Below are 21,958 nucleotides of genomic sequence, written 5' to 3' on the forward strand. Positions count from 1 at the left end.
TTTGGGAAAGGACCCTTGGGGTGGGGTGGTGGCAGGTCAGTGCGGACACGCTGGCCGCGAGCCGGTTCGTGCTGTCACCGTGTGCCGAGACCTTCGCGAGTCTGCGGCTGCTGCACGCCACCCATGCCGCGCATCCCGGTGAGTGGCAGTGGCTCGATGCTCATCTGCCCGCCTACCGAGCGCGGTTGGCCCGCGACCCGGTCACCGCGCTGCTCGTCCCGTCCGGGCTCGGGGTGGAGTGGATCGCCGATTTCCTGACGCCGACTCCGAGGGGCGGGGAGACCTTCGAGGAGGAGGTCGCGCGGGTGCGCGCGGTCTCGCCCGCGGTCGCCCGGGAGCATCTCGGTCTGTCCCTGCGCGGTCCGCTTCCCCCGCTGCTGGAGCGCGACGACCTGCCGGAGCGCGCCGCGGACCTGCTCACGTGGGTCTGGGAGGAGACCGTGCGCCCCTACTGGGCCCGGCGCCGACGGGTGCTCGAGGCCGATGTGGTGGCGCGGGTGGCACAGGTGGGACGGGGTGGCTGGGCGGCCGTGCTGGACGCCCTGCGGCCGGGGACCCGGTGGCTCGGGGAGAGCCGGCTCCAGGTCAACCTGCACGAGTATCCGCCCCGGGAGATCTCCGGGGCCGAGTTGGTGTTCGTACCGGTGACGCCGCAGCGTGTGGGCTGGGTGTCGTGGGAGGGGACGGACCGGTACGCCCTGGTGTACCCGTGCACGGGGGCGCTCGCCGACGGGGGTGGGCGGGCGGTGCCGGTGAGTCTGGGGGCGCTGCTCGGGGGCGCGCGGGCCCGGGTGCTGGTGCTGCTCGGTTCCCCGATGAGTACGAGCCAGCTCGTCGCCGTGACCGGTCAGGGGCTGGGGTCGGTCGGCCGGCATCTGCGGGTGCTGCTGGACGCAGGGCTGGTGGAGCGGTGGGGCCGGGCGGGGCGGTCCGTGTTGTACGTGCGGTCGGCGGCCGGTGAGGTGCTCTTGGAGGCGGGTACGGGGATGTCCCGTGACGGGCGGAGTTAGCATCCGGGTATGACGACTGTAGAGACCAACGGTTCTTCTCCCCTCGATGTCGAGATCGGTGCTCTGAGCGGTGGGTCCGCCGAGCTGGGGCGGTATGCGGGGCAGGTCGTGCTGGTGGTGAACGTGGCCTCCAAGTGCGGGCTGACGCCGCAGTACGCCGGGCTGGAGCGGCTGCACGAGAAGTACGCGGCACGGGGCTTCACGGTGCTCGGGGTGCCCTGCAACCAGTTCATGGGGCAGGAGCCGGGCACCTCGGAGGAGATCGCCGAGTTCTGCTCCGCGACGTACGGGGTGACCTTCCCGATGACCGAGAAGGTCGAGGTCAACGGGGAGGGGCGGCACCCGCTGTACGAGCGGCTGGTCGGCTTCGCGGACTCCGAGGGGCACAGCGGGGACGTCCGCTGGAACTTCGAGAAGTTCCTGATCGGGCGGGACGGCAAGGTCGTCGCCCGATTCTCGCCGCAGACCGAGCCGGAGGCGGCGGAGGTCGTGGCGGCGGTCGAGAGCGCGCTCGGTTAGGGGCTGCCGCCCCGGCATCCGGTTCCGGGGGCCGCGTTGACCTTGCCCCTGGGGCAGGGTCCAGCGTTCGTGTCGTCGGGCGGACGGGCCGCCCGGCGACGGAGGATGGCGCGGTGGACCCAGAGGTGGACTCGGAGAGCGGGGAACTGCTCGGCATCGGCGCGTTCGCGGCGCGGGCGCGGCTGTCGGCCAAGGCGTTGCGGCTGTACGACCGGCTGGGGCTGCTGGCGCCGGCGCGGGTCGACGAGGCCACCGGTTACCGGTACTACCGGACGGGTCAGGTCGAGCGGGCCCGTACGGTGGCGCTGTTGCGGCAGTTGGACATGCCGCTCGCCCGGATCGCCGAGGTGCTCGACGCGGACGACGGTGCGGCCGCGGCCGACCGGCTCGCCGCCTACTGGGCGGACGTCGAGGCGCGGGTCGCCGGGCAGCGGACGCTCGCCGAATTCCTCCGTGGACGGCTCTCTGGGAGGAGTTCCGAGATGTACGGGAAGTTCGTGGTCGAGACGGTGGACGTGCCCCGGCAGGTGCTGATCACCGAGACGCGGCACACTCTGGCGGACGAGTTGCCCGCGTGGATCGGGGCGGCGCTGGGTCGGCTGGAGCGGGGCGCCTCGGAGTGCGGGGGCGTGGCCGGGGTGCCGTTCGTCGTCTATCACTCCGAGGTGTCGACGGAGAGCGACGGTCCTGCCGAGGCGTGCGTGCCGGTCGCCGACGAGGCGGCGGCGCGGGCCTGGGTCGAGGCGCGGGGCCGGGCGTGGGAGACGGCGGTGCGGGTGGAGCCGGCCCAGCGGTTGGCCTACACCCGGATCGCCAAGGCGCAGGTGGCTCATCCGCAGATCCTGGCCGCGTTCGAGGCGGTGGAGCAGTGGATGGCGGCCGAGGGGCTGGCGGCTGCGGGTCCGTGCAGGGAGGTGTACTTCGCGGACTGGGATGCCGCCGGGGTCGAGGATCCGGTGTGCGATGTCGCCTTTCCGGTGCGGTCAGCCGCTGAGTCGTCGGGCTGACGCCATGCGGTGAGGCTGCGGGGAGTCGTTCGCCGTGCCGAGAGGGTTGCGGGGTGGGTCGAGCCCTCTCGGCAAGGACGGCGGTCTCGTCGAGAGGGCTCCGTGGAGCTCTGTCCGGTTCCGGCCTTCTCAGGCCTTCACCGAGGCCACGAAAGCGGTCCACGCGTCCGCGGGGAAGGCCAGCTTCGGACCCTCGGGGATCTTGGTGTCCCCGAGTTCCAGTGCCTCCTCGGTGGTCGACCTGACCATCACGCACGCGCCGTTGTTGTTGGTGTAGGAGGACGTCGTCCACGTTTCCGTGGTGCCCAGACGAATTGCCATGTTCGCTCCGTAGCCAGTTGCTGAGTTGCTGTCACCGGGCTGCGCATTCCGGCAGGGACCCGCAGAACGGATTTCGCCAGCCCTCGTTCGTGGTTGGCGTGATCGACGCTACTCGTCAGCATCCTTTTCCGGCGGGGCCATTCACTCGACTGGGTGACATATTCCAAGAGCACTTTCAGTCAGGCGTGTCAGCGATATAACATCCCGCCCTCTCCCCCAGGGGGTCAGCGCGCGTACTCCTTCGCGACGCGTTCCAGCAGCTGGCGGGACTGTTCCACGTTCAGGGACTGCGCCCTCAAGTGCTCGTACATCACGGTGTACTTCTGCACGTCGTGCGGCTTCTCCAGGTACAGGTCGCTGGTCACGCCCTCGATGTACACCACGCTCGAGTCGGCCGCGTCCGCGAACTCCAGGATGGAGTACTGGCCGTTGATGCCGGAGTGCGCGCCGACCTCGAACGGCAGCACCTGCACGGTGATGTGCGGCAACTGGGACAGCCCCATGACGTGCTCGAGCTGTTCACGCATGACCTGCCTGCTCCCGACGATCCGGCGCAGCGAGGCCTCGTCCAGGACCACCCACAGCCGCAGCGGGTCCTTCTCGGCGGTGATACGGCCCTGTCGGCGCAGGCGCACCTCGACCCGCTTGTCGTTCTCCTGGTCGGACGACTCGGGCGAACCGCCCTGGACGATCGCCTCGGCGTACGCGCGGGTCTGCAACAAGCCGGTGATGATCTGCGGTTCGTAGACCCTGAGCGACTCCGCGTCCGTCTCCAGGCCGATGTAGACGCTGTACGGGATGTCGCCGAAGGCGTGCCACCAGCCCTGCTGGCGCGAGTCCTTGGCCATTTGCATCAGCGACTCGACGACCCGCTGGTCCTCCACCTCGTAGACTCCGCAGAGGTCGCGGACGTCACGCTGGCTGATGCTGCGCCGGCCGTTCTCCAGTCGGCTGATCTTCGACTGCGACACCAGCAGTCGTTCCGCCACTTCCTCGGCCGTCATGCCCTTGAGCTCGCGGAGCCTGCGGAGCTCCTGGCCCAGCCGGCGTCGCCTGACGGTGGGATTGACATTGGACGCCACGGGACGTGCACCTCCGGCTGTGTGCCTCGTACTTACTCGTACTTGCCACTTTGCGTATCTGGTGTTGAGCAGACTGCCACCAAGGCGCTTCCCACCGCTGGGAAACAGTGGATGTGCGACCACTGTCCGGCAGTTCGCGGTGTGGTGACGCGACGGACCGGTGCGGGCGGGTAGCGTCGACCGGTTGCGCCGTCGACCAGTCGTGAGGTCCGCCGGTTCGCGGCACGCCGAGCGGGGCGGAGAGAGCCGTGCACTCTCCGCCCCGCTCGAACAGCGGCTCCCGTGACCGGTGCTGCGGTGCCGGGGCCGAACCAGGGCCCCGGTGAGCCCGGTCGGCCTAGTGGGCGGCGGCGCGCGCCATGGATCCGTGGCGCGGCTGGGCCGGTACCCCTCGGGCGGGTTCCGGTCCGCCCCGGCCGCCGGGGGTGGCCTGACGGCCGCCTGCCGGGGCCGCGCCACGGCGTGGCTGGGCCGCCACACCGTTCTGCACGTCCATCACGGCATGCGCCACCAGGCCGCCCATCGGGTCGTGCCGGATCAGGTCCCGCAACCGGGAACGCGAGGAGCGACCCTCGTTCCCCGGGTACAGGTGCTTGCCGAGACCCACCGCGTGCGCCAGTGCGGCGAGCGCCGCGGTCCGCGGGTCCGGCGGCACGCCGGTGCGGATCGCGGAGTCCAGCCGGGCCCTGATCTCCCGGCTGATCTCGGTGTCCGTCGCCTGGTAGCGAGTCGTCGGCAACACCCCGCACATCTGGCCGGCCACGGCATGCACCATGCCGCACCGCTCCAGATGCGAGAGGTAGGTCTGGCGGAGCCCGAGACGGGGCCCGCCGATCCAGTGGACGGCCCGAACCGGAGCGCCGCGCCTTCGCAGCAACTCCAACGCGCAGTCCAAAGTCGGATCTCCAGTCGGCCGTGGCACCACCACGGCGATACGATCCCCGTCTGGGGCTATCCGTCCGGCCAGCGCCAGCTCCACTAGCTGCGCTCCGGCCAGACCGAGGTCGAGCGACTGCGGCTGCGCAGTGGTACCCGTGGCCGGGTCCAATGCCAGCAGCAAAAGCTCTTCCGGAAGTGTTCTGCGGCTCCTGCCCATCCATGCCTCCCCGCGTGGATGAATGACAGGGTGACCCCTCTCACATTGGTCTGTCGAGGGTGCGTGACCGGTTCGTGAGGGAACCGACAGGTATGTCGTTCTCGTCCACCACGTGGGGGACGCCCGTACACAGGACACTGGTACATGGTTCGGACAGCGCCGCTGAGCGTTGTTCCGGACGGGCGAATTGCGGATTCACGGTTCGGTAGGCGTACGCGCGGACGCGCGACGCACGGAGGAGGCATCGGTGGCGGGCGAGTCCCCCGACAGGTCGAAGCAGCGCGAGTCGTCGGCAGAACCGACGCCGGGGAGCGCGGGTCCGGTTCCCGAGGCCAGGAGTGCGACGGAGGACTCCGCGGAGAAGCGGGACCCCCGGCTGCCGGTGGGCCGGGACGCGGCGTCGTCGTCGACGCCGTCGGAGTCGTCCGCGTCGGCCAAGGACTCCACAGGGGACGCCGATACGGCCACCCGGGTGCTGTCGGTACGCGAGGCGCGGACCGACGAGGAGGAGCGGGAGGACCGGGAGGGCGAAGAGGCCTCGGATTCCGCCGAGTCGGGCTCCGGGGCCGAGGAAGCCGCACCCGACGGGCGTGACGATTCCGCCTTGGATGGTGACGGGCGGCTGCAGGCCGTCGCCGCCTCGTGGGTGCGGTCTGCGGACGAGGCGGAGCGGACGGAGCAGGACGGGCCGGGGAAGGGCGCGGAGAGCCCCCGGAAGGCCGAGGACGGTGACGGGGACGACACGGACGAGCAGGACGCCCAGAACGGCCAGGACGGCAGCGAGAGCCTCGACGAGGGCTCAGGCGAGGCTTCCGGGGCCGACGGTGGCGACGAGTCGGAGTCGGACGCGAAGGCCGACGCCGACGCGGCCCTCGTCGTCGCCGACACCCCCACCGCCGATGACGACGGCGACGGCACCGACACGGACGCGACCGCCGAGGCCGACGAGGCTGCCCCCGAAGCCGACGCGAACAAGGCGAGCGGCACCGACGACGTCGACGCCGAGTCCGCCGCCGGGACCGACGGGGCCGAGTCCGCCGAGACCGACGAGGCTGCCCCCGGCGCGCCCTCCACCGATCAGCCCACCGCCGTTTTCAAGGCCCCGCGCCCCTCCGCGCCCGCCGTCGATCAGCCCACCACCATGCTGAAGCTGGGTGACGCGGCCAAGGACGCCGACAAGGCCGCCGAGAGGACGGACGACAAGGCGGACGACAAGGCGGCGGAAAACGACCTCGAGGGCGAGGACGGCGAGGACAAGGCCAAGGACAAGGGTCGGTCCGCCCCCGACCCCCAGCCCGAGTCCGCGGCCGAGCGCACCAGCAAGTTCGTGCCGCTCAAGGACCTGGACGACCCCGAGGTGCGCAAGGCCCCGAAGCTCGGGGACTCCGTCACCACCGCGCTCCGGGTGCCGCCCTCCGCGTCGCCCGCCGCCGCATCGCCCGTCACTTCCCCCGCCGCCGCCACCCGTTCGGTCCCGCAGGTCGGGCCGGAGCTGACGAGGCAGCAGCCGCTGCCGCCCAAGCCGCCGCTGGACCTGCTGGCCGAGCTGACCAACACCCCGCCGCCGCCGGAGACCCCGCTGCGGACGGCCGTGCGGCGGGTCAAGATCTGGACGCCGCTGGTCGTGCTGCTGGTGATCGTCTTCGCGGTCGTGCAGAACATGCGGCCGCTGCCCGCACCCACCCTGGCGCTCACCGCGAAGGACACCCACACCTTCGACGGCGACCAGGTGAAGCTGCCCTGGCCGGACGAGGGCCAGGGCTGGATGAGCGTCGACGGCATCGGCACGATGGACCGGTTCGGTGAGCAGAAGCCGGTCGCCATCGGCTCGGTCGCCAAGACCATGACCGCGTACGTCATCCTGCGCGACCACCCGCTGAAGCCGGGCGAGGAAGGCCCGAAGATCGAGATCGACCCGACGGCGGAGAAGGAGGGCGGCTACGACCAGCAGGGCGAGTCCACCCTCAACACCGTCAAGGCCGGCGACTTCCTCACCCAGAAGCAGGCCCTGTCCGCGGTCATGATCCCCTCCGCGAACAACATCGCGCGCCTGCTGGCGCGTTGGGACGCGGGCTCCGAGGAGGCGTTCGTCGAGAAGATGAACGCCACCGCCAAGGAGCTCGGGATGACCGACACCACGTACACCGACCCGTCCGGCCTGGACAAGACCACCGTCTCCACCGCCGAGGACCAGGTGAAGCTCGGCATCGCGGCCATGAGGATCCCGGCCATGGTGGCCATCACCAGTGCGGCCAGCTGGACGGACCCGACCGGCAAGAACTGGAGCAACCACAACCATCTGCCCTACACCATCGGCGCGATCGGCCTCAAGACCGGCAACACCACCGCAGCCGGCGGCAACCTGCTCTTCGCCACCCGCAAGGAGGTCGACGGCCAGACGGTGACCGTCGTCGGCGCGATCCTCGGCCAGCGCAAGGCACAGTCGACCCTCGACCTGGTCAACGCGGTCAGCAAGACCGCGCTGCTCGCCGCGCAGGAGGTGCCGACCTCGGAGAAGATCCTGAAGAAGGGCGACGTCGTCGGGTACGTCGACGACCGGCTCGGCGGTCACACCCCGGTCGTCGTCACCAAGGACGTCACCGCGGTCGGCTGGGCCGGCCTGAAGGTGAAGCTGGACCTCTCCGCCGACGCCCTGCCGCACACCGAGAAGGCCGGTACGGAGGTGGGCGCGCTCACCGTGGGCGACGGCAAGGACAGCGCCGCCGTCAAGGTCCCGGTCGCCCTCCAGGAGGACCTCGTGGAGCCCGGCTTCTCCGCCAAGCTGACCCGCATCGGCTGATCCACGGCGAGCGGCGGGCATCGCGCCCCGCCGGTCGGTGCCCGCCCGGGCGCCGGCCGGCGGGGCGCGTGCTAGCGTCACGAAACGGGCAGGTCGCCGTGGCCGGGACGCGGATGTCAGCACCACGGCGGACGGCCGCGACCGCGAACGGAACGCGAACAGAAGACGGGACACGGGGAGTGCCTTCAGGTGGCCACTGCGGAGCCGACACGCGCCGACGACGCCGATCCGGGCCCGGGCTCCGGCCCGCGAATACACGCCCCGGAAGCAGATCGGCCGCCGGGCGGCACACCCGACCCTGAGCGCGGCTCCGAAGCCGCTTCGGACGCCGACCCCGATATCCCCACTCCCACGCGGGTCTCCCGTTCCAGGGCCGTCGTCCTCGCGGTGCGGGCCCGGATGCTGCGGCACCCGGTGCTGTCGGTCACCGCTCTCGCCGGCGCGCTGCACATCGTCTGGTTCTTCACCTTCGCGAACAGCGGCGGCGACCTGGCGGCGCAGGACGCCTGGGCCGAGTTCGTCGGCCGGCACCCCGACTCCGCGTACAACCTGGCCTGGTACGGCGGCATGCACCCGGTGTCGTACAGCGTGGTGTCGCCGTACCTGATGTCGCTCCTCGGTGTGCGGACGACGATGATGCTCGCGGGGACGGCGTCGGCCGCGCTGCTGACGATGCTGCTGATCCGCAGCCTCCCCGGCCTGCGCAATCCCCTGTGGGCGGCGCTCGCGGGCGTGTTCGGGCTGCTGGGCAACGCGGCCTCGGGGCGGGTGACGTTCGGGCTGGGCATGATGTTCGGGCTGGCCGCGGTCGCCGTGGTGTTCTGCTGGCCGTACCGCTGGCGTTACAAGCGCTGGGCGAAGGCGCTGTGCGCGGCGCCGCTGGCGGCGCTGGCCACGATGTCCTCGCCGGTCGCGGGCCTGTTCGTGGGGCTGGTGGCGGTGGCCCTGTTCCTGCAGAAGCGACGGCCGGGGGCGTGGGCGCTGGGGCTGGGGCCGACCGCGGTGGTGGCGGTGTCGGCCTGGATGTTCCCGTTCTCGGGGACGCAGCCGATGGGGTTCGGCTCGGTGGTCCTGCCGCTGGTGTTCTCGGTCCTGGTGGCCGTCCTGGTGCCCCGGGAGTGGCTCACGGTCCGGATCACGGCCGCGGTGTACGGGCTGGGCGTGGTGCTGGTCTGGCTGGTCAGTTCGCAGATCGGTTCCAACATGACGCGGCTGGCGATGCTGTTCGCCGGGGTGGCGCTGGTGGCGGCGCTGCCGTTCGCGGTGCCACGGAGCCTCAAGTGGTACGCGATCGTCGTGGCGTTCGTCGGGTTCGTCGGGTGGATCGGCTTCAAGTCGCTCGACGACGTCGTGCACACCACGCCGGCCGCGTCGTGGGCGCGTGAGCTGGCGCCGTTGGTGAACGAGCTCCAGGAGGTCGGGGCGGAGCGGGGGCGGGTGGAGGTCGTGCCGGCGCGTTCGCACCGCGAGGCCTCGGCGCTCGCGCCGTACGTCAATCTGGCCCGGGGCTGGAACCGGCAGGCCGACATGGAGCGCAATCCGCTCTTCTACGACGACACGCTCAACTCGGCGAACTACCACGAATGGCTGAAGCGCTGGGCGGTGCACTTCGTGGTGCTGCCGAAGGACGAGCCGGACGGTGACGGCGGTCAGCGGGAGCGGGAGCTGGTCCAGCGGGGGCTGCCCTATCTGAAGCAGGTCTGGGGCGACGCGAACTGGCAGCTGTTCGAGGTGAGCGAGCCGACCCCGCTGGCCGAGCCGAACACGGTCGTGGAGCGGGCCGAGCAGGGCGAGATGACGATGCGGGTCGAGAAGGCGGGCCGCGTCCTCGTGCGCATCCCGTACTCGCCGTGGCTGAGCATCGTCGACGCGGAGGGCAACAAGCTGCAGCCGCCGCAGGAGACGGAGGAGTCCAAGGAGCGTTCCGACGGGGACGGCTCCGGAAACGCTGAGGACGTGCCGAAGACGTACGACAACGTCAACGGCTGCCTGATGGAGACGGAGGAGGACGCGAACGGCGACAAGTGGACGGTGCTGCTCGCGCCGAAGCCGGGCACGTACCGGCTGGCGGCGCCGTACACCGTGCCGCGCGGCACACCCTGCCCGGACGAGCTGCGCTGACGGGGGGTCAGCCGGGCAGGGTGCCTGCGATCCCCCGGGGGTACCTCGCCAGCCAGGCCGGGGACGAGCCGGCGGGGCTGTGCAGGGCGGGGCCCTGGGTCATCTCCATGGCGAAGTCGTCGGCGAGTTCCAGGATCGTGGGACGGCCCTCCAGTTCGGCCAGCCAGGCCGGCGGGAGGGCCGTCTCGCCGTGCAGGGCGCCCAGCAGCCCGCCGGACAGCGCGCCGGCCGCCGCGCTCGGCCCGTCCTGGTTGGCGGCGAGGCACAGCCCGTGCCGTACGTCCTCCCCCACCAGGGCGCAGTACACGGCGGCGGCGACGAGCCCTTCCGCCGTGCCCGTCCCGGCGAGCTCGGTGACCCGCTCCGGGGTGGGCATCCCCTGCCGCACGGCACCCAGGGCCTGCTGCAGGGCGTCCGACACCGGCTGGTGCCCCGGCCGGGCGGCCAGCAGCGCGAGCGCCCGCTGCACCGCCGTGTCCAGGCTCTCGCCCCGGGCCAGCCCGTGCACGATCACCGCGTACGCGCCGGCCGCGAGGTAGGCGGTCGGGTGCCCGTGGGTCTGTGCCGCGCACTCCACGGCGAGCTGGGCGACGAGTTGCGGCTCCCAGCCGACGAGCAGCCCGAAGGGCGCCGAGCGGGCCGCCGCCTCGGGCCCCGCCTCACCGGGGTTCTTGGGCGACCCGGGCGTCCCCATGGTCCCGTCCCCGAGCCCCAGCAGCAGCGCGCGGGCCGGGTCCCGGCGGGCGTAGAGCCACTCCTCCCGCGCGAGCCAGCCGTCCTCCGCCCGGCGCTCGTCCGGCCCCCAGTCCCGTTGCGTGGTCGCCCAGCGCAGATACGCCTGGTGCAGGTCGGTCGGCGGATGCCAGGCGCCGGTGTCGCGCCGTACCTGCGCGCGGATCAGTCCGTCCACGGAGAACAGGGTCATCTGGGTGAGGTGCGTGACGGCCCCGCGCCGGTCGTGGGCGGGGACGAGTCCGGTGACCCCCGCGGCGCCGTGCGCCTTCCGGATCGCGTCGGCGCCCATCCCGTCCACGGGCGCGCCCAGGGCGTCCCCGAGGGCGACCCCGAGCAGCGTTCCGCGCACCCGGCTGCGGAAGTCCTGCTGCTCGCACCGCCCCCACACGGGCCCGGCAGTCGCGTCCACCCAGACCTCCCAGGCCACCGTGCGTACGTGCGACGCCCAGCACTGTAACGAACGGGAGTGACCGGTCCAGTACGCGGTGAGGCAGGGGAGCGGCACCCGAAACGACCGATCCTGACCATTACCGGCCACGCTGGGCACGTGCGTCCCAGCCCTTCACCGATCACCCCGGGTCACCCGGGTGCGCCTCACGTCGTCACAACAGCGCCCGACCACGTCGCGCAATCACGGCGGAGGGACACACCATCGATTGACTTCGGAATACGTTCCGAAGTACGGTTTCCGGTATGTCCACTCCCACGGTCGCCTTCTCAGAGCTCTCGAAGAACTCGAGACGTGTCGCCGAAACGCTCGACCGGGCCCACCGCGTGCACATCACACGTCGGGACGGCGAGGACCTCTACCTGACCACGGCCCGCCATGACCAGCAGCGCGAGGAAACGGCGGACGTCACGGCCCGTCTCCTCGCCGCCCTCGTTCGCAGCGATGCCGGCGAGCGGGCCGTACAGCGCGCGCTCCCCTCGGTCTTCCCCTGGGTCCGTCACCTGTCCACGGAGGAGCTGCGGCAGTTCGTGACCGACCTCATCGACGCCACGCACGACGTCGCCCAACTGGACATACACGGCGAACTCCACCGCGTCATCGTCGAATGGCGCGCTACGGCCCGCATTCTCGCCGATCCCGAACTCACCGCACAGCTCACCCGTCGGCTGCCGGACGAAGACCATGGCGAGGTGACCGCGCCGTGAGCCCCAGACGCGGTGACGAGGTCGCCCCACCCTCCGTGGGTGAGGAACGGCACCTGCGATTCGCGACGAACGAGGCAGCGAAGGGGTGGGGCGAGTTGGGTGCGGAGGCGCCGGGAAACACACGTCGCTGTTTCGAGGCCCTGCGCAGGGACCCGTTGTCCCGAGCAGACCTCGATCGTCAGCACCGGCTGCGCGGCCGACTGGCCACGGCCGACCTCCGCGGCCAGGAGCTCGCCCAGTGGGAGTACGAGGTGACGGCAGGCGGCCGTGTCCGCTACCTCGTCGACGAGGAGCGCCGGACGGTTCACCTCGTGTACGCGTCCACCCGGCACCCCAAGGACACCGACTGATCCGCCCGCGACGGCGTCGGATCGGCCGGGGTCGGCCGTTACTCGACGACCCGGACCGTGGTGCCCGGGGTGCCGAAGGTCCACAGGGCCTTGCCGTCCGCCTTGCCCACGCGGATGCCGCCGGTCGTCCGGCCGTCGGGCGGTGGGGGTGAGGAGCCGTCGACGGCGTTGGAGAAGGCGATGGAGACGCCCGACTTGGCGGCGAAGTAGATGACGTGCTCGACCTCGACGCCGTCGCTGCCGGTCGTGGCCTCGGTGCGGGTTCCGATCGTGTACGTGCCGGGGTCGGGGGCGACCGTGCCCGGCCAGACCTCGAAGGAGCGGCGGGGGGCGTCGCTGGCGTCCACCAGCCACACCTGCTGGTCGTCGAGGGAGTAGACGATCCGGCGGCCGGTGCCCGAGTCGGCCGGGACCGCCTCCGACTCCGTCCCGGTTCCCTTCTCCTTCGGTTCGGCGGACGGTTTCGCGTCCGCCGTCGCCGACGCGCTCGGGCGGCTCGTGGACGCGGTGGGCTTCGGCCCCTGGTCCGCCTGGACGGCCAGGACCGCCACCGCGGCTATCGCCCCCGTGGTCAGCCCGGTCACCCAGGCCCACGAAGGAAGACGGGCAGGCACCGGTACGCATCTCCTCAGCTACGAGAACCCCCTCACCTCCGGGGCCCGATCATCGTACTGCGACCGGGGCGGGGCAGCCGGATGGGCCGCCCTCACCCGTCCCGGCTCGCCCCGGCCCCGTCCCGGCTCGCCCCGGCCTCAGTCCAGGACCGGCAGGAGGGCCGGCAGGTGGCCGTCGGAGGCCGCCGCCGCCCGCTGTCGTTCGGCCGGGACCTCGCCGTACAGGGTGGTGCGGGGCCTGGCCGGGCGGCCCGCCGCCTCCGCGACCGCGATCAGGTCCTTGACGGACTTGTAGGAGCCGTAGGAGGAGCCCGCCATGCGGGAGATGGTCTCCTCCATCAGGGTGCCGCCGAGGTCGTTGGCGCCGGAGCGGAGCATGTCGGCGGCGCCGTCGGCGCCCAGTTTGACCCAGCTGGTCTGGATGTTGGGGATGTGCGGGTGCAGCAGGAGGCGGGCCATCGCGGTGACCGCGCGGTTGTCCCGGGTGGTGGGGCCGGGGCGGGCGATGCCGGCCAGGTAGACCGGGGCGTTGGTGTGGATGAAGGGGAGCGTGACGAACTCGGTGAAGCCGCCGGTGCGTTGCTGGATGCCGGCCAGGGTGCGCAGGTGCCCGAGCCAGTGGCGGGGCTGGTCGACGTGGCCGTACATCATCGTCGAGGAGGAGCGGATGCCCAGCTCGTGGGCCGTCTCGACGACCTCGATCCAGGTGGCCGCCGGCAGTTTGCCCTTGGTCAGGATCCAGCGGACCTCGTCGTCGAGGATCTCGGCGGCCGTGCCGGGGATGGAGTCCAGGCCCGCCTCCTTGGCCGCGGTGAGCCACTCGCGGACGGACAGGCCGGTGCGGGTGGCGCCGTTGACCACCTCCATCGGGGAGAAGGCGTGCACATGCATGCCGGGGACGCGTTCCTTGACCGCCTTCGCGATGTCGAAGTACGCGGTGCCCGGCAGGTCGGGGTGGATGCCGCCCTGCATGCAGACCTCCACCGCGCCCACGTCCCAGGCCTGCTGGGCGCGGTCGGCCACCTGCTGGAGGGAGAGCGTGTACGCGTCGGCGTCGGTGCGGCGCTGGGCGAAGGCGCAGAAACGGCAGCCGGTGTAACAGACGTTGGTGAAGTTGATGTTGCGGGTGACGATGTAGGTGACGTCGTCGCCGACCGCCGTCTTGCGGACGTCGTCCGCGATCCGGCACAGGGCGTCCAGCGCCGGGCCGTCCGCGTGCAGCAGGGCGAGGGCCTCGTCGTCGGTCAGCCTCGTCGGGTCGTCGGCCGCCCTCGCCAGGGCCTGGCGCACGTCGGTGTCGATGCGCTCGGGTGCCATGCCGGGGGCGGCGGCCTCGCGCAGCGCTTCCCAGTCGCCGTAGACCTCGTCGAAGTCGTCGCGGCGGTCTGCGGTGCGGCCCTCGGTGTCGATGGTGTGGTGCAGGTCGGTGCGGCCGCTGGCCGTGAACACCTCGTCGGGCTCCTGCCAGGGGCGGCCCTCGACCACGGCGTCCGGGAGGGCGAGGCCGGTGGCGGGGTCGGCGAGCGCGGCCACGTGCGGGCGCAGCCGCGGGTCCAGCCAGGGTTCGCCGCGGGTGACGAACTCCGGGTAGACGCAGAGACGTTCGCGCATCTCGAAACCGGCCGCCCGGGACTTCTCGGCCAGTTCCTCGATCCGCGGCCAGGGGCGTTCGGGGTTGACGTGGTCGATGGTGAGCGGGGAGACGCCGCCCCAGTCGTCGATGCCGGCCGCGATCAGCCGTCCGTACTCGGAGTCGACGAGGTTGGGCGGGGCCTGCAGGCAGGCGGACGGGCCGAGGACGTGCCGGGCCACCGCCACCGTGGCGACCAGCGCGTCGAGTTCCGCGTCCGGCATGCCGCGCATCGCGGTGTCCGGCTTGGCGCGGAAGTTCTGGACGATCACCTCCTGGATGCCGTGGTGGGCGCGGGAGACCTTCCGCAGGGCGAACAGGGACTCGGCGCGCTCCTCGTGGGTCTCGCCGATGCCGATGAGGATGCCCGAGGTGAAGGGGACGGAGGAGCGGCCGGCGTCCTCCAAGACGCGCAGCCGCACGGCCGGTTCCTTGTCCGGGGAGCCGTGGTGCGGGCCGCCGGGCTCGGACCACAGCCGGGTCGCGGTGGTCTCCAGCATCATGCCCATCGAGGGCGCGACGGGCTTGAGCCGCTGGAAGTCGGTCCAGGTCAGCACGCCCGGGTTGAGGTGCGGGAGGAGTCCGGTCTCCTCCAGGATGCGGATGGAGATCGCGCGGACGTAGGCGATGGTGTCGTCGTAGCCGTGCGCGTCGAGCCACTCGCGCGCCTCGGGCCAGCGGTCCTCGGGCTTGTCGCCGAGGGTGATGAGGGCTTCCTTGCAGCCGGCGGCGGCACCCTTGCGGGCGATGTCCAGGACCTCGTCCGGCGACATGAACATCCCGTGCCCGGCCCGGCGCAGCTTGCCGGGCACGGTGACGAAGGTGCAGTAGTGGCACGTGTCCCGGCACAACCGGGTCAGCGGGACGAAGACGCTCTTGGAGTACGTGATGACCCCGGGCCGGCCCGCCGCCCGAAGGCCCGCGTCCCGCACCCGGGCGGCCGAGGCGCACAGGTCCTCCAGGTGCTCGCCGCGCGCCTGGAGCAGGACGGCGGCCTCGGACACGTCGAGGGAGACGCCGTCACGGGCCCGCTTGAGGGCGCGACGCAGGGAGTTCTCGGTCGGACCGGTTCCGGATGTCGCGGATGTCGTCATTCCTTGAGCATACGTTCGGGGTGATCAGGGCAAAGAGGGGCCGGGGCCCTCCTCCGGGCCCGGCACTCACCGGCCGTCACGGAACCGCCGCCGGTGCCGCCGCCGGTACCGTCACCGGGTCGCCCCACCGGCGCCGTCGCCCGCCCCGTCGCCCGTGCCGTCGACGAACGGCTGGTAGGCGTCCAGGGCCCGCAGCACTCCCGCCTCGCCCTCCGGCGGCAGCTGCACCACGACCTCCTCGATCCCGAGCTCGGCGAAGCGGGCGAGCTTGCCCGGACTGGGTTGGACGGCGTACGGGACGACCTGGAGGGCGCCGGGGTCGCGGCCGGCGTCGGCCCAGGCGGTGCGCAGCCGGGGCACCGCCTCGGACAGGCCGCGCCCGCCGATCGGCATCCAGCCGTCGGCGTACTCGCAGATGTGCGCGAACAGCTTCGGCCCGGCCGTCCCGCCGACCAGCGTGCGCGGACCGATGACGGGACCGCGCGGCTTCTGCACCGGCTTGGGGTGCGCGAAGCTGGCCCGGACGCTGCCGAACTTCCCGTTGTACGCGGTCGGTTCCTCCGTCCACAGCGACCGCATCAGACCCATCCGGTCCCGGACCAGCTCCCGCCGCGTACGCCATTCCACCCCGTGGTCGGCGGCTTCCTCGACGTTCCAGCCGAAGCCGAGCCCGAGGGTGAACCGGCCGCCGGAGAGGTGGTCGAGGGTCGCGATCTGCTTGGCCAGGTCGATCGGGTCGTGCTGCGCGGCGAGCGTGATGCCGGTACCGACGTCGAGCCGCTCGGTGACGGCCGCGGCCTGCGCGAGCGCGACGTAGGGGTCCAGGGTGCGGCCGTACTCCCGGGGCAGGTCGCCGCCCGCCGGGTAGGGGCTGGTCCGCTCGACGGGGATGTGCGTGTGCTCGGGCAGATACAGCCCGGCGAAGCCGCGCTGCTCCAGCTCACGGGCGATCCGGGTCGGGGTGATCGTCTCGTCGGTGAGGAAGATCGTGACGGAGATGCGCATGAACGGGCCTTTCGTACGCGGACGACGGACCCATCCATACCCGGGCCCGGACCTCATGTCCATACCGACCGGTCGGGACATCGGGGCGGGCGCGGCGGGCGGGAGGACCCGCGACGGAGGGGCCGACGAGGAACGGTCCCCGTCGCTGAATCCGCTGGTTCCCTTCCCTTGCGCGGCAGTTCACCGCTCGCTGTCAGCGTGGTACCGCACCGCCCCTGCACCGCCCCGCACCCCCTGTCCTGTCATCCGCCCTGCCGTCACACGACACCCCGGGAGCCGCAGCATGTGCGAGGAGCACCGGAGCGGGATCGGCCGGCGTGCCGTCTTCCTGACGGGAGCCGCCGCCGCGCTTACGTTGGGGAGCGTGAGCTTCGCTTCCGCGGCCGGCCGCGGCGAACAGGAGACGAGGACGGTGCGCGGCACCCTCCCGCCGGGCGCCCCCGACTTCGTCTACGTCCCCGTCGAAGTACCGGACGGCGTACGGGAGATCAGGGTCGCCTACACCTACGACAGACCGTCCGTCCCGGCCGGGACCGCGGGCAACGCCCTCGACATCGGGATCTTCGACGAACGCGGCACCGAGCTGGGCGGCGCGGGCTTCCGGGGCTGGTCGGGCGGGGCCCGTGCGGAGTTCTTCCTCCGCGCGGACGACGCCACCCCCGGCTATCTGCCCGGCCCGGTGCGGGAGGGCACCTGGCACATCGCGCTGGGCCCGTACACCGTGGCCCCGCAGGGGCTGTCGTACGAGGTGACCGTCACGCTGACCCACGGGGAGCCCGGCGAGACGGTCCGGCCGGTGTATCCGCCCGAGCGGGCGAAGGGGCGCGGGCGGGCCTGGTACCGGGGCGACTGCCATCTGCACTCCTGGCACTCCGACGGCCGTCGCACCCCGGCCGAGATCGCGGCGCTCGCGCGGGCGGCGGGACTGGACTTCATCAACAGCTCGGAGCACAACACCCATTCCGCGCACGCCCATTGGGCGGATGCCGCCGGGGACGACCTGTTGGTGCTGCTGGGCGAGGAGGTCACCACCCGCAACGGGCACGTGGTCGCGCTCGGCACGGACCCCGGCACCTTCGTCGACTGGCGCTACCGGGCCCGCGACGACCGGTTCGGCCGGTTCGCCCGCCGGGTCCGCGGCGCCGGGGGCCTGGTCGTGCCGGCGCATCCGCACGCCACCTGCGTCGGCTGCGCCTGGAAGTTCGGCTTCGGCGAGGCGGACGCCGTGGAGGTGTGGAACGGCCCCTGGACACCCGACGACGAGGTGGCCCTGGCCGACTGGGACGGCATGCTCGTCGCCTCGGTGCGGGGCGGGCGGGGCGAAAGGGGCGGGCGGGGCTGGGTTCCGGCGATGGGCAACAGCGACGCCCACCGGGACCCGGACGTCGTCGGTCACCCGCAGACCGTCGTCCTCGCCGACGAGCTGTCCCGTCGGGCTGTCCAGGAGGGCATCCGCGCGGGCCGCTCGTACGTCGCCGAGTCCGCACGCGTCTCCGTCGCCTTCACGGCGTCCGGCGGGCGGGGCGAACACGCGGGTGTCGGCGAGCGGTTGGGCGTGGACCGGGACACGCCGGTCACCGTCCGCCTGGAGGCCGTCGGTGCCCCGCGCTGCACGGTCCGCCTCGTCACCGACCAGGGCGTCCTGCACACCAGCGCCCCGCTGCCGGTGTCCGGCTCGGGTGTCGTCGAGTGGCGGACCACCCCGTCGTACGCCGCCTACGTCCGCGCCGAGCTGCGGCACGAGACGGCGGCCGGCCCGCTGCCGGGTGTCCCGGCCGCGTTGACCAACCCGATCTTCCTGGGTCGCCGGTAGGCTCACCGCACCATGAGCCGTCATTCCGAACGCAAGTACCGGGCCGTCACCGCCGTCCAGCGCCGGATCGCCAACCCCGTGACGCGCCGCCTCCCGCTGCAGACCCTCCTGGAGACCACGGGCCGCGCCTCCGGCCTGCCCCGACGCACCCCGGTGGGCGGGCGGCGGGTCGGGGACTCGTTCTGGCTGGTGTCGGAGTTCGGCGAGCGGTCCCAGTACGTGCGCAACATCCGCGCGGATCCCCGGGTGCGGATCCGCATCCGGGGCCGCTGGCACACCGGTACCGCCCACCCGCTGCCCGAGGACGACCCGGTCGCCCGGCTGCGCGCCCTGCCGCGCATGAACAGCGCGACGGTACGGGCGGTGGGGGCGGAACTGCTGACGGTACGGATCGACCTGGACGACTGAGGCGGGCGGCGCCACCCCTCATTCGACTGACGCTGCGTCAACCACGAGAGCCGGCACCGGTTCCGGTGACATCGACGCGTACGTGTACGCAGAAGATGTGGGGGCCTCGTGGACCCGTGCGCGCCGCCGTGTGATCGCCGTCTCGCACGGCTGACGCATTCGTCATGAACAAGGCAGACTGGCGTGGTTGTTCAGGATCCGTAGGGGGACTCCATGGAGGGTGCACCACGAGTGCCGGAGCAGGGACGTCCCGGTTCGCCGACAGCACCGACAGCACCACCTGAGCTGCCGGTGCTGCGCTTCAGCGTGCTCGGGCCGGTGCGCGCCTGGCGCGGCGGCGAGCCCGTCAGTACCGGCAGCCCTCAACAACGCGCCCTGCTCGCCGCCCTGTTGCTCCGCGGGGGCCGTACGGCCACGGCGGCCGAACTGATCGACGCCCTGTGGGGCGAGGAGCCGCCCTCGCAGGCGCTGGCGGCGCTGCGTACGTACGCGTCCCGGCTGCGGAAGGTGCTGGACCCCGGGGTCCTGGTCAGCGAGTCCGGGGGATACGCGGTGCGCGGGCCGGGCGAGGGCGCGCTGGACGTCGAGGTGGCGCAGCGGCTGGCCGCCGAGGCGGAGCGGGCGAAGCACGCCGGGGACCTGTGCACGGCCCGTACGCTGCTGGACCGTGCCCTCGCGCTCTGGGACGGCGAGACGCTGGCGGGCGTACCGGGCCCGTACGCGCAGGCCCAGCGGGTGCGGCTGGAGGAGTGGCGCCTGCAGCTCGTCGAGACCCGGCTGGACATGGACCTGGAGCAGGGCTGCCACGCGGAGGCCGTCTCGGAGCTGACGGCGCTCACTGCGGCCCACCCGCTGCGCGAACGCCTGCGCGAGCTGCTGATGCTGGCGCTGTACCGCAGCGGACGCCAGGCCGAGGCGCTGGCGGTGTACGCGGACACGCGCCGGCTGCTCGCCGACGAGCTGGGTGTGGACCCGCGGCCCGGCCTGCAGGAGCTCCAGCAGCGCATCCTCCAGGCGGACCCCCACCTGGCGGAGCCCTCCTCCCCCGCGCCGCCCGAGCCCGCCGCCGCTCCGGTCCGTCCCGCGCAACTGCCCGCCACCGTGCCGGACTTCACCGGCCGCGCGTCCTTCGTACGCGAACTCGGCGCGATCCTCGCCTCGGTCGAGGGCCGGGTGATGGCGGTGTCCGCGCTGGCCGGGATAGGCGGCGTCGGCAAGACGACCCTCGCGGTGCACGTGGCCCACCAGGCACGGGCCGGCTTCCCCGACGGCCAGCTGTACGTCGACCTGCAGGGCGCGGGGCAGCGGGCGGCCGAGCCCGAGACGGTGCTCGGTGCCTTCCTGCGCGCCCTCGGCACCGCCGACTCCGCCATCCCCGACTCGCTGGAGGAACGGGCGGCGCTGTACCGGTCCGTCCTGGACGGCCGCAGAGTGCTGGTGCTGCTGGACAACGCGCGGGACGCCGCCCAGGTGCGCCCCCTCCTGCCGGGCACGGAGGGCTGCGCGGCCCTGGTGACGTCCCGGGTGCGGATGGTGGACCTGGCCGGCGCCCACCTGGTCGACCTGGACGTGATGTCCCCGGACGAGGCACTGGCCCTGTTCACGAAGATCGTCGGCGAGGAACGGGTGGCGTCGGAGCGCGAGGCCGCGCTGGACGTCGTGGCGGCCTGCGGTTTCCTCCCGCTGGCCATCCGGATAGCGGCCTCCCGGCTGGCGGCACGCCGCACCTGGACCGTCTCGGTGCTGGCGGCCAAACTCGCCGACGAACGCCGCCGCCTGGACGAGCTGCAGGCCGGCGACCTCGCCGTGAAGGCCACCTTCGAACTCGGTTACGGCCAGCTGGAGCCGGCCCAGGCCCGTGCCTTCCGCCTCCTCGGCCTGGCCGACGGCCCGGACATCTCCCTGGCGGCAGCGGCGGCGGTCCTCGACCTCCCGGCGGACGACACGGAGGACCTCCTGGAGTCCCTGGTGGACACCTCCCTGCTGGAGTCCGCGGCGCCCGGCCGCTACCGGCTGCACGACCTGGTCCGCCTCTACGCGCGCGCGTGCGCCGAACGCGACGAGCACCCGCCGGGTGAGCGCGCCGCCGCCCTCTCCCGTCTCCTGGACTTCTACCTGGCGACGGCGGCGGGCGTGTACGCGATCGAGCGGCCCGGGGACCGGCTGGTGGACCACCTGGCCGCCACCGACCATCCCGGGCTGCGCTTCCCCGACCGGGGGCCGGCGCGGGACTGGCTCTACACGGAGGCGAACTGCCTGCTGTCCTTCGCCCGGCAGTGCGCCGACCGGCCGGACACCCTGCGCCGGAGCATCGACCTGCTGTGGGCGGCGCTCGACCTGTCGGAGTCGGGGGCCAACTCCAAGGAGTACGAGTTCACGGCGCGGACCCTGCTGGAGGCGGCCCGGAAGGTCGGCGTCGCGCAGGTGGAGGCCCGGGCGCTGATGACCCTGGCGCACGCGCACCTCGACGGCGGCCGGTTCGACCTGGCCGACGAGGAGGCCGAGCAGGTCGTCCGCCTCGCCCGGCGGGCCGACGACCTGCTGCCCGTGTGCTGGGCGCACAACGCCCGCGGCGTGATCGCGCTCTACCAGGGCCGTACCGCGGCCGGCGAGGAGCACCTCTCCCACGCCCTCACGCACTTCCGGACGCTGGGCGACCGCCCCGGTGAGGCCAGCGCGCTCTGCAACCTCTCGCGGATCCGGCTGGCCGCCGGCAGCACGGACAGCGCCGTGGCACTCGCGCAGCAGGGCATGGAGATCTACGACGCCATGGGCAACTCCATGCGCGGTGCGAACGGCCGGTACGCGCTGGGCATGGCCCTCACCCAGAGCCACCGCCTGGTCGACGCGGCCGACCGGCTCCTCGAGGCGCTGGAGGTCTTCCGGGACAGCCGGCAACGGCTGTGGGAGGGCATGACCCTCTTCCGCCTGGCGGAGGTCGACATCGCGGGGCGGCGCTACGCCCCGGCCGCGGCGAACGCGGAGATGGCGCTGACGGTGCTGCGCGGCATCGGCGGGCAATGGCGGCGCGGCAACGTCCTGACGGTGCTGGGTCACGCCCTCACCGGCGTCGGCCACACGGGCCGCGCCCGCGTCTGCTGGGAGGAGGCCATGCGCATCTACGAGGCGCTGGGCTCACCGGAGGCCACGGCGGTACGCGCGCTGCTGGCTCCCGTCGAGGCCGCCTGAGCGTTCGCC

At 72.7% G+C, this 21,958-nt stretch carries 17 protein-coding genes; 10 read left to right on the forward strand and 7 right to left on the reverse strand.

Features of this window, described 5'->3' with window-relative positions:
* Positions 1-20 precede the first annotated feature (20 nt).
* From AB0I73_RS24905 to AB0I73_RS24915, 3 genes are all read left to right on the forward strand, one after another.
* On the forward strand, positions 21-1,010 hold the full coding sequence (locus AB0I73_RS24905; protein ID WP_363040797.1) for a winged helix-turn-helix domain-containing protein: 990 nt from the start codon (positions 21-23) through the stop codon (positions 1,008-1,010).
* A gap of 9 nt (positions 1,011-1,019) precedes the next feature.
* Entirely contained in the window at positions 1,020-1,529 is a 510-nt protein-coding gene (locus tag AB0I73_RS24910; protein ID WP_363040799.1) for a glutathione peroxidase, read from the forward strand.
* Between the two features lie 113 nt (positions 1,530-1,642).
* Positions 1,643-2,536, forward strand: coding sequence for a MerR family transcriptional regulator (locus tag AB0I73_RS24915; protein WP_363040801.1), 894 nt, complete (start codon positions 1,643-1,645; stop codon positions 2,534-2,536).
* A gap of 129 nt (positions 2,537-2,665) precedes the next feature.
* Here the strand turns inward: AB0I73_RS24915 and AB0I73_RS24920 are convergent, their stop codons facing one another.
* The 3 genes from AB0I73_RS24920 to AB0I73_RS24930 all read right to left on the reverse strand — a co-directional run bounded on the left by AB0I73_RS24920 (position 2,666) and on the right by AB0I73_RS24930 (position 5,035).
* Positions 2,666-2,857 (reverse strand): DUF397 domain-containing protein, encoded by a 192-nt coding sequence (locus AB0I73_RS24920; RefSeq protein WP_109381322.1) that lies wholly within the window; start codon positions 2,855-2,857, stop codon positions 2,666-2,668.
* A gap of 224 nt (positions 2,858-3,081) precedes the next feature.
* Positions 3,082-3,939 carry a helix-turn-helix transcriptional regulator gene (locus AB0I73_RS24925; protein ID WP_363040804.1) on the reverse strand — a complete coding sequence of 286 codons (858 nt, stop codon included), beginning with the start codon at positions 3,937-3,939 and terminating at the stop codon, positions 3,082-3,084.
* A 337-nt stretch (positions 3,940-4,276) separates the two neighbouring features.
* A complete protein-coding gene (locus AB0I73_RS24930) occupies positions 4,277-5,035 on the reverse strand; it encodes a GPP34 family phosphoprotein (RefSeq protein ID WP_109381324.1) in 759 nt (252 codons plus the stop codon).
* A 247-nt stretch (positions 5,036-5,282) separates the two neighbouring features.
* Here AB0I73_RS24930 and AB0I73_RS24935 point away from each other — a divergent pair, with 247 nt between their 5' ends.
* Positions 5,283-7,835 carry a D-alanyl-D-alanine carboxypeptidase gene (locus tag AB0I73_RS24935; protein ID WP_363040806.1) on the forward strand — a complete coding sequence of 851 codons (2,553 nt, stop codon included), beginning with the start codon at positions 5,283-5,285 and terminating at the stop codon, positions 7,833-7,835.
* A 189-nt stretch (positions 7,836-8,024) separates the two neighbouring features.
* On the forward strand, positions 8,025-9,956 hold the full coding sequence (locus tag AB0I73_RS24940) for an MFS transporter (protein WP_363040808.1): 1,932 nt from the start codon (positions 8,025-8,027) through the stop codon (positions 9,954-9,956).
* A gap of 7 nt (positions 9,957-9,963) precedes the next feature.
* On the opposite strand, the gene AB0I73_RS24945 is transcribed toward AB0I73_RS24940, so the two are convergent.
* Positions 9,964-11,100, reverse strand: coding sequence for an ADP-ribosylglycohydrolase family protein (locus AB0I73_RS24945; RefSeq protein WP_363040810.1), 1,137 nt, complete (start codon positions 11,098-11,100; stop codon positions 9,964-9,966).
* Between the two features lie 284 nt (positions 11,101-11,384).
* Between AB0I73_RS24945 and AB0I73_RS24950 the strand changes: the two genes are divergently transcribed.
* On the forward strand, positions 11,385-11,846 hold the full coding sequence (locus AB0I73_RS24950; protein ID WP_363040812.1) for a prevent-host-death family protein: 462 nt from the start codon (positions 11,385-11,387) through the stop codon (positions 11,844-11,846).
* A complete protein-coding gene (locus AB0I73_RS24955; protein ID WP_363040814.1) occupies positions 11,843-12,196 on the forward strand; it encodes a hypothetical protein in 354 nt (117 codons plus the stop codon). The genes AB0I73_RS24950 and AB0I73_RS24955 overlap by 4 nt, the downstream gene beginning before the upstream one ends.
* 38 nt (positions 12,197-12,234) lie before the next feature.
* Here AB0I73_RS24955 and AB0I73_RS24960 read toward each other — a convergent pair whose 3' ends face one another.
* The 3 genes from AB0I73_RS24960 to AB0I73_RS24970 all read right to left on the reverse strand — a co-directional run bounded on the left by AB0I73_RS24960 (position 12,235) and on the right by AB0I73_RS24970 (position 16,539).
* Positions 12,235-12,810 carry a hypothetical protein gene (locus tag AB0I73_RS24960; protein WP_363040816.1) on the reverse strand — a complete coding sequence of 192 codons (576 nt, stop codon included), beginning with the start codon at positions 12,808-12,810 and terminating at the stop codon, positions 12,235-12,237.
* Positions 12,811-12,948: 138 nt separating this feature from the next.
* Positions 12,949-15,534 (reverse strand): bifunctional FO biosynthesis protein CofGH, encoded by a 2,586-nt coding sequence (locus tag AB0I73_RS24965; protein ID WP_363040818.1) that lies wholly within the window; start codon positions 15,532-15,534, stop codon positions 12,949-12,951.
* Between the two features lie 111 nt (positions 15,535-15,645).
* Positions 15,646-16,539, reverse strand: a complete 894-nt coding sequence (locus tag AB0I73_RS24970) for an LLM class F420-dependent oxidoreductase (protein ID WP_363040820.1) — start codon at positions 16,537-16,539, stop codon at positions 15,646-15,648.
* A 283-nt stretch (positions 16,540-16,822) separates the two neighbouring features.
* On the opposite strand from AB0I73_RS24970, the gene AB0I73_RS24975 reads away from it, so the two are divergent.
* From AB0I73_RS24975 to AB0I73_RS24985, 3 genes are all read left to right on the forward strand, one after another.
* Positions 16,823-18,352: a CehA/McbA family metallohydrolase gene (locus AB0I73_RS24975; RefSeq protein WP_363040822.1), complete on the forward strand. Its 1,530-nt coding sequence runs from the start codon at positions 16,823-16,825 to the stop codon at positions 18,350-18,352.
* A 12-nt stretch (positions 18,353-18,364) separates the two neighbouring features.
* On the forward strand, positions 18,365-18,760 hold the full coding sequence (locus tag AB0I73_RS24980) for a nitroreductase/quinone reductase family protein (protein ID WP_363040824.1): 396 nt from the start codon (positions 18,365-18,367) through the stop codon (positions 18,758-18,760).
* A 213-nt stretch (positions 18,761-18,973) separates the two neighbouring features.
* Positions 18,974-21,949, forward strand: coding sequence for a BTAD domain-containing putative transcriptional regulator (locus tag AB0I73_RS24985; protein WP_363040826.1), 2,976 nt, complete (start codon positions 18,974-18,976; stop codon positions 21,947-21,949).
* Positions 21,950-21,958: the final 9 nt, after the last annotated feature.

Source organism: Streptomyces sp. NPDC050388 (genome assembly GCF_040655635.1).
Lineage (GTDB): Bacteria > Actinomycetota > Actinomycetes > Streptomycetales > Streptomycetaceae > Streptomyces.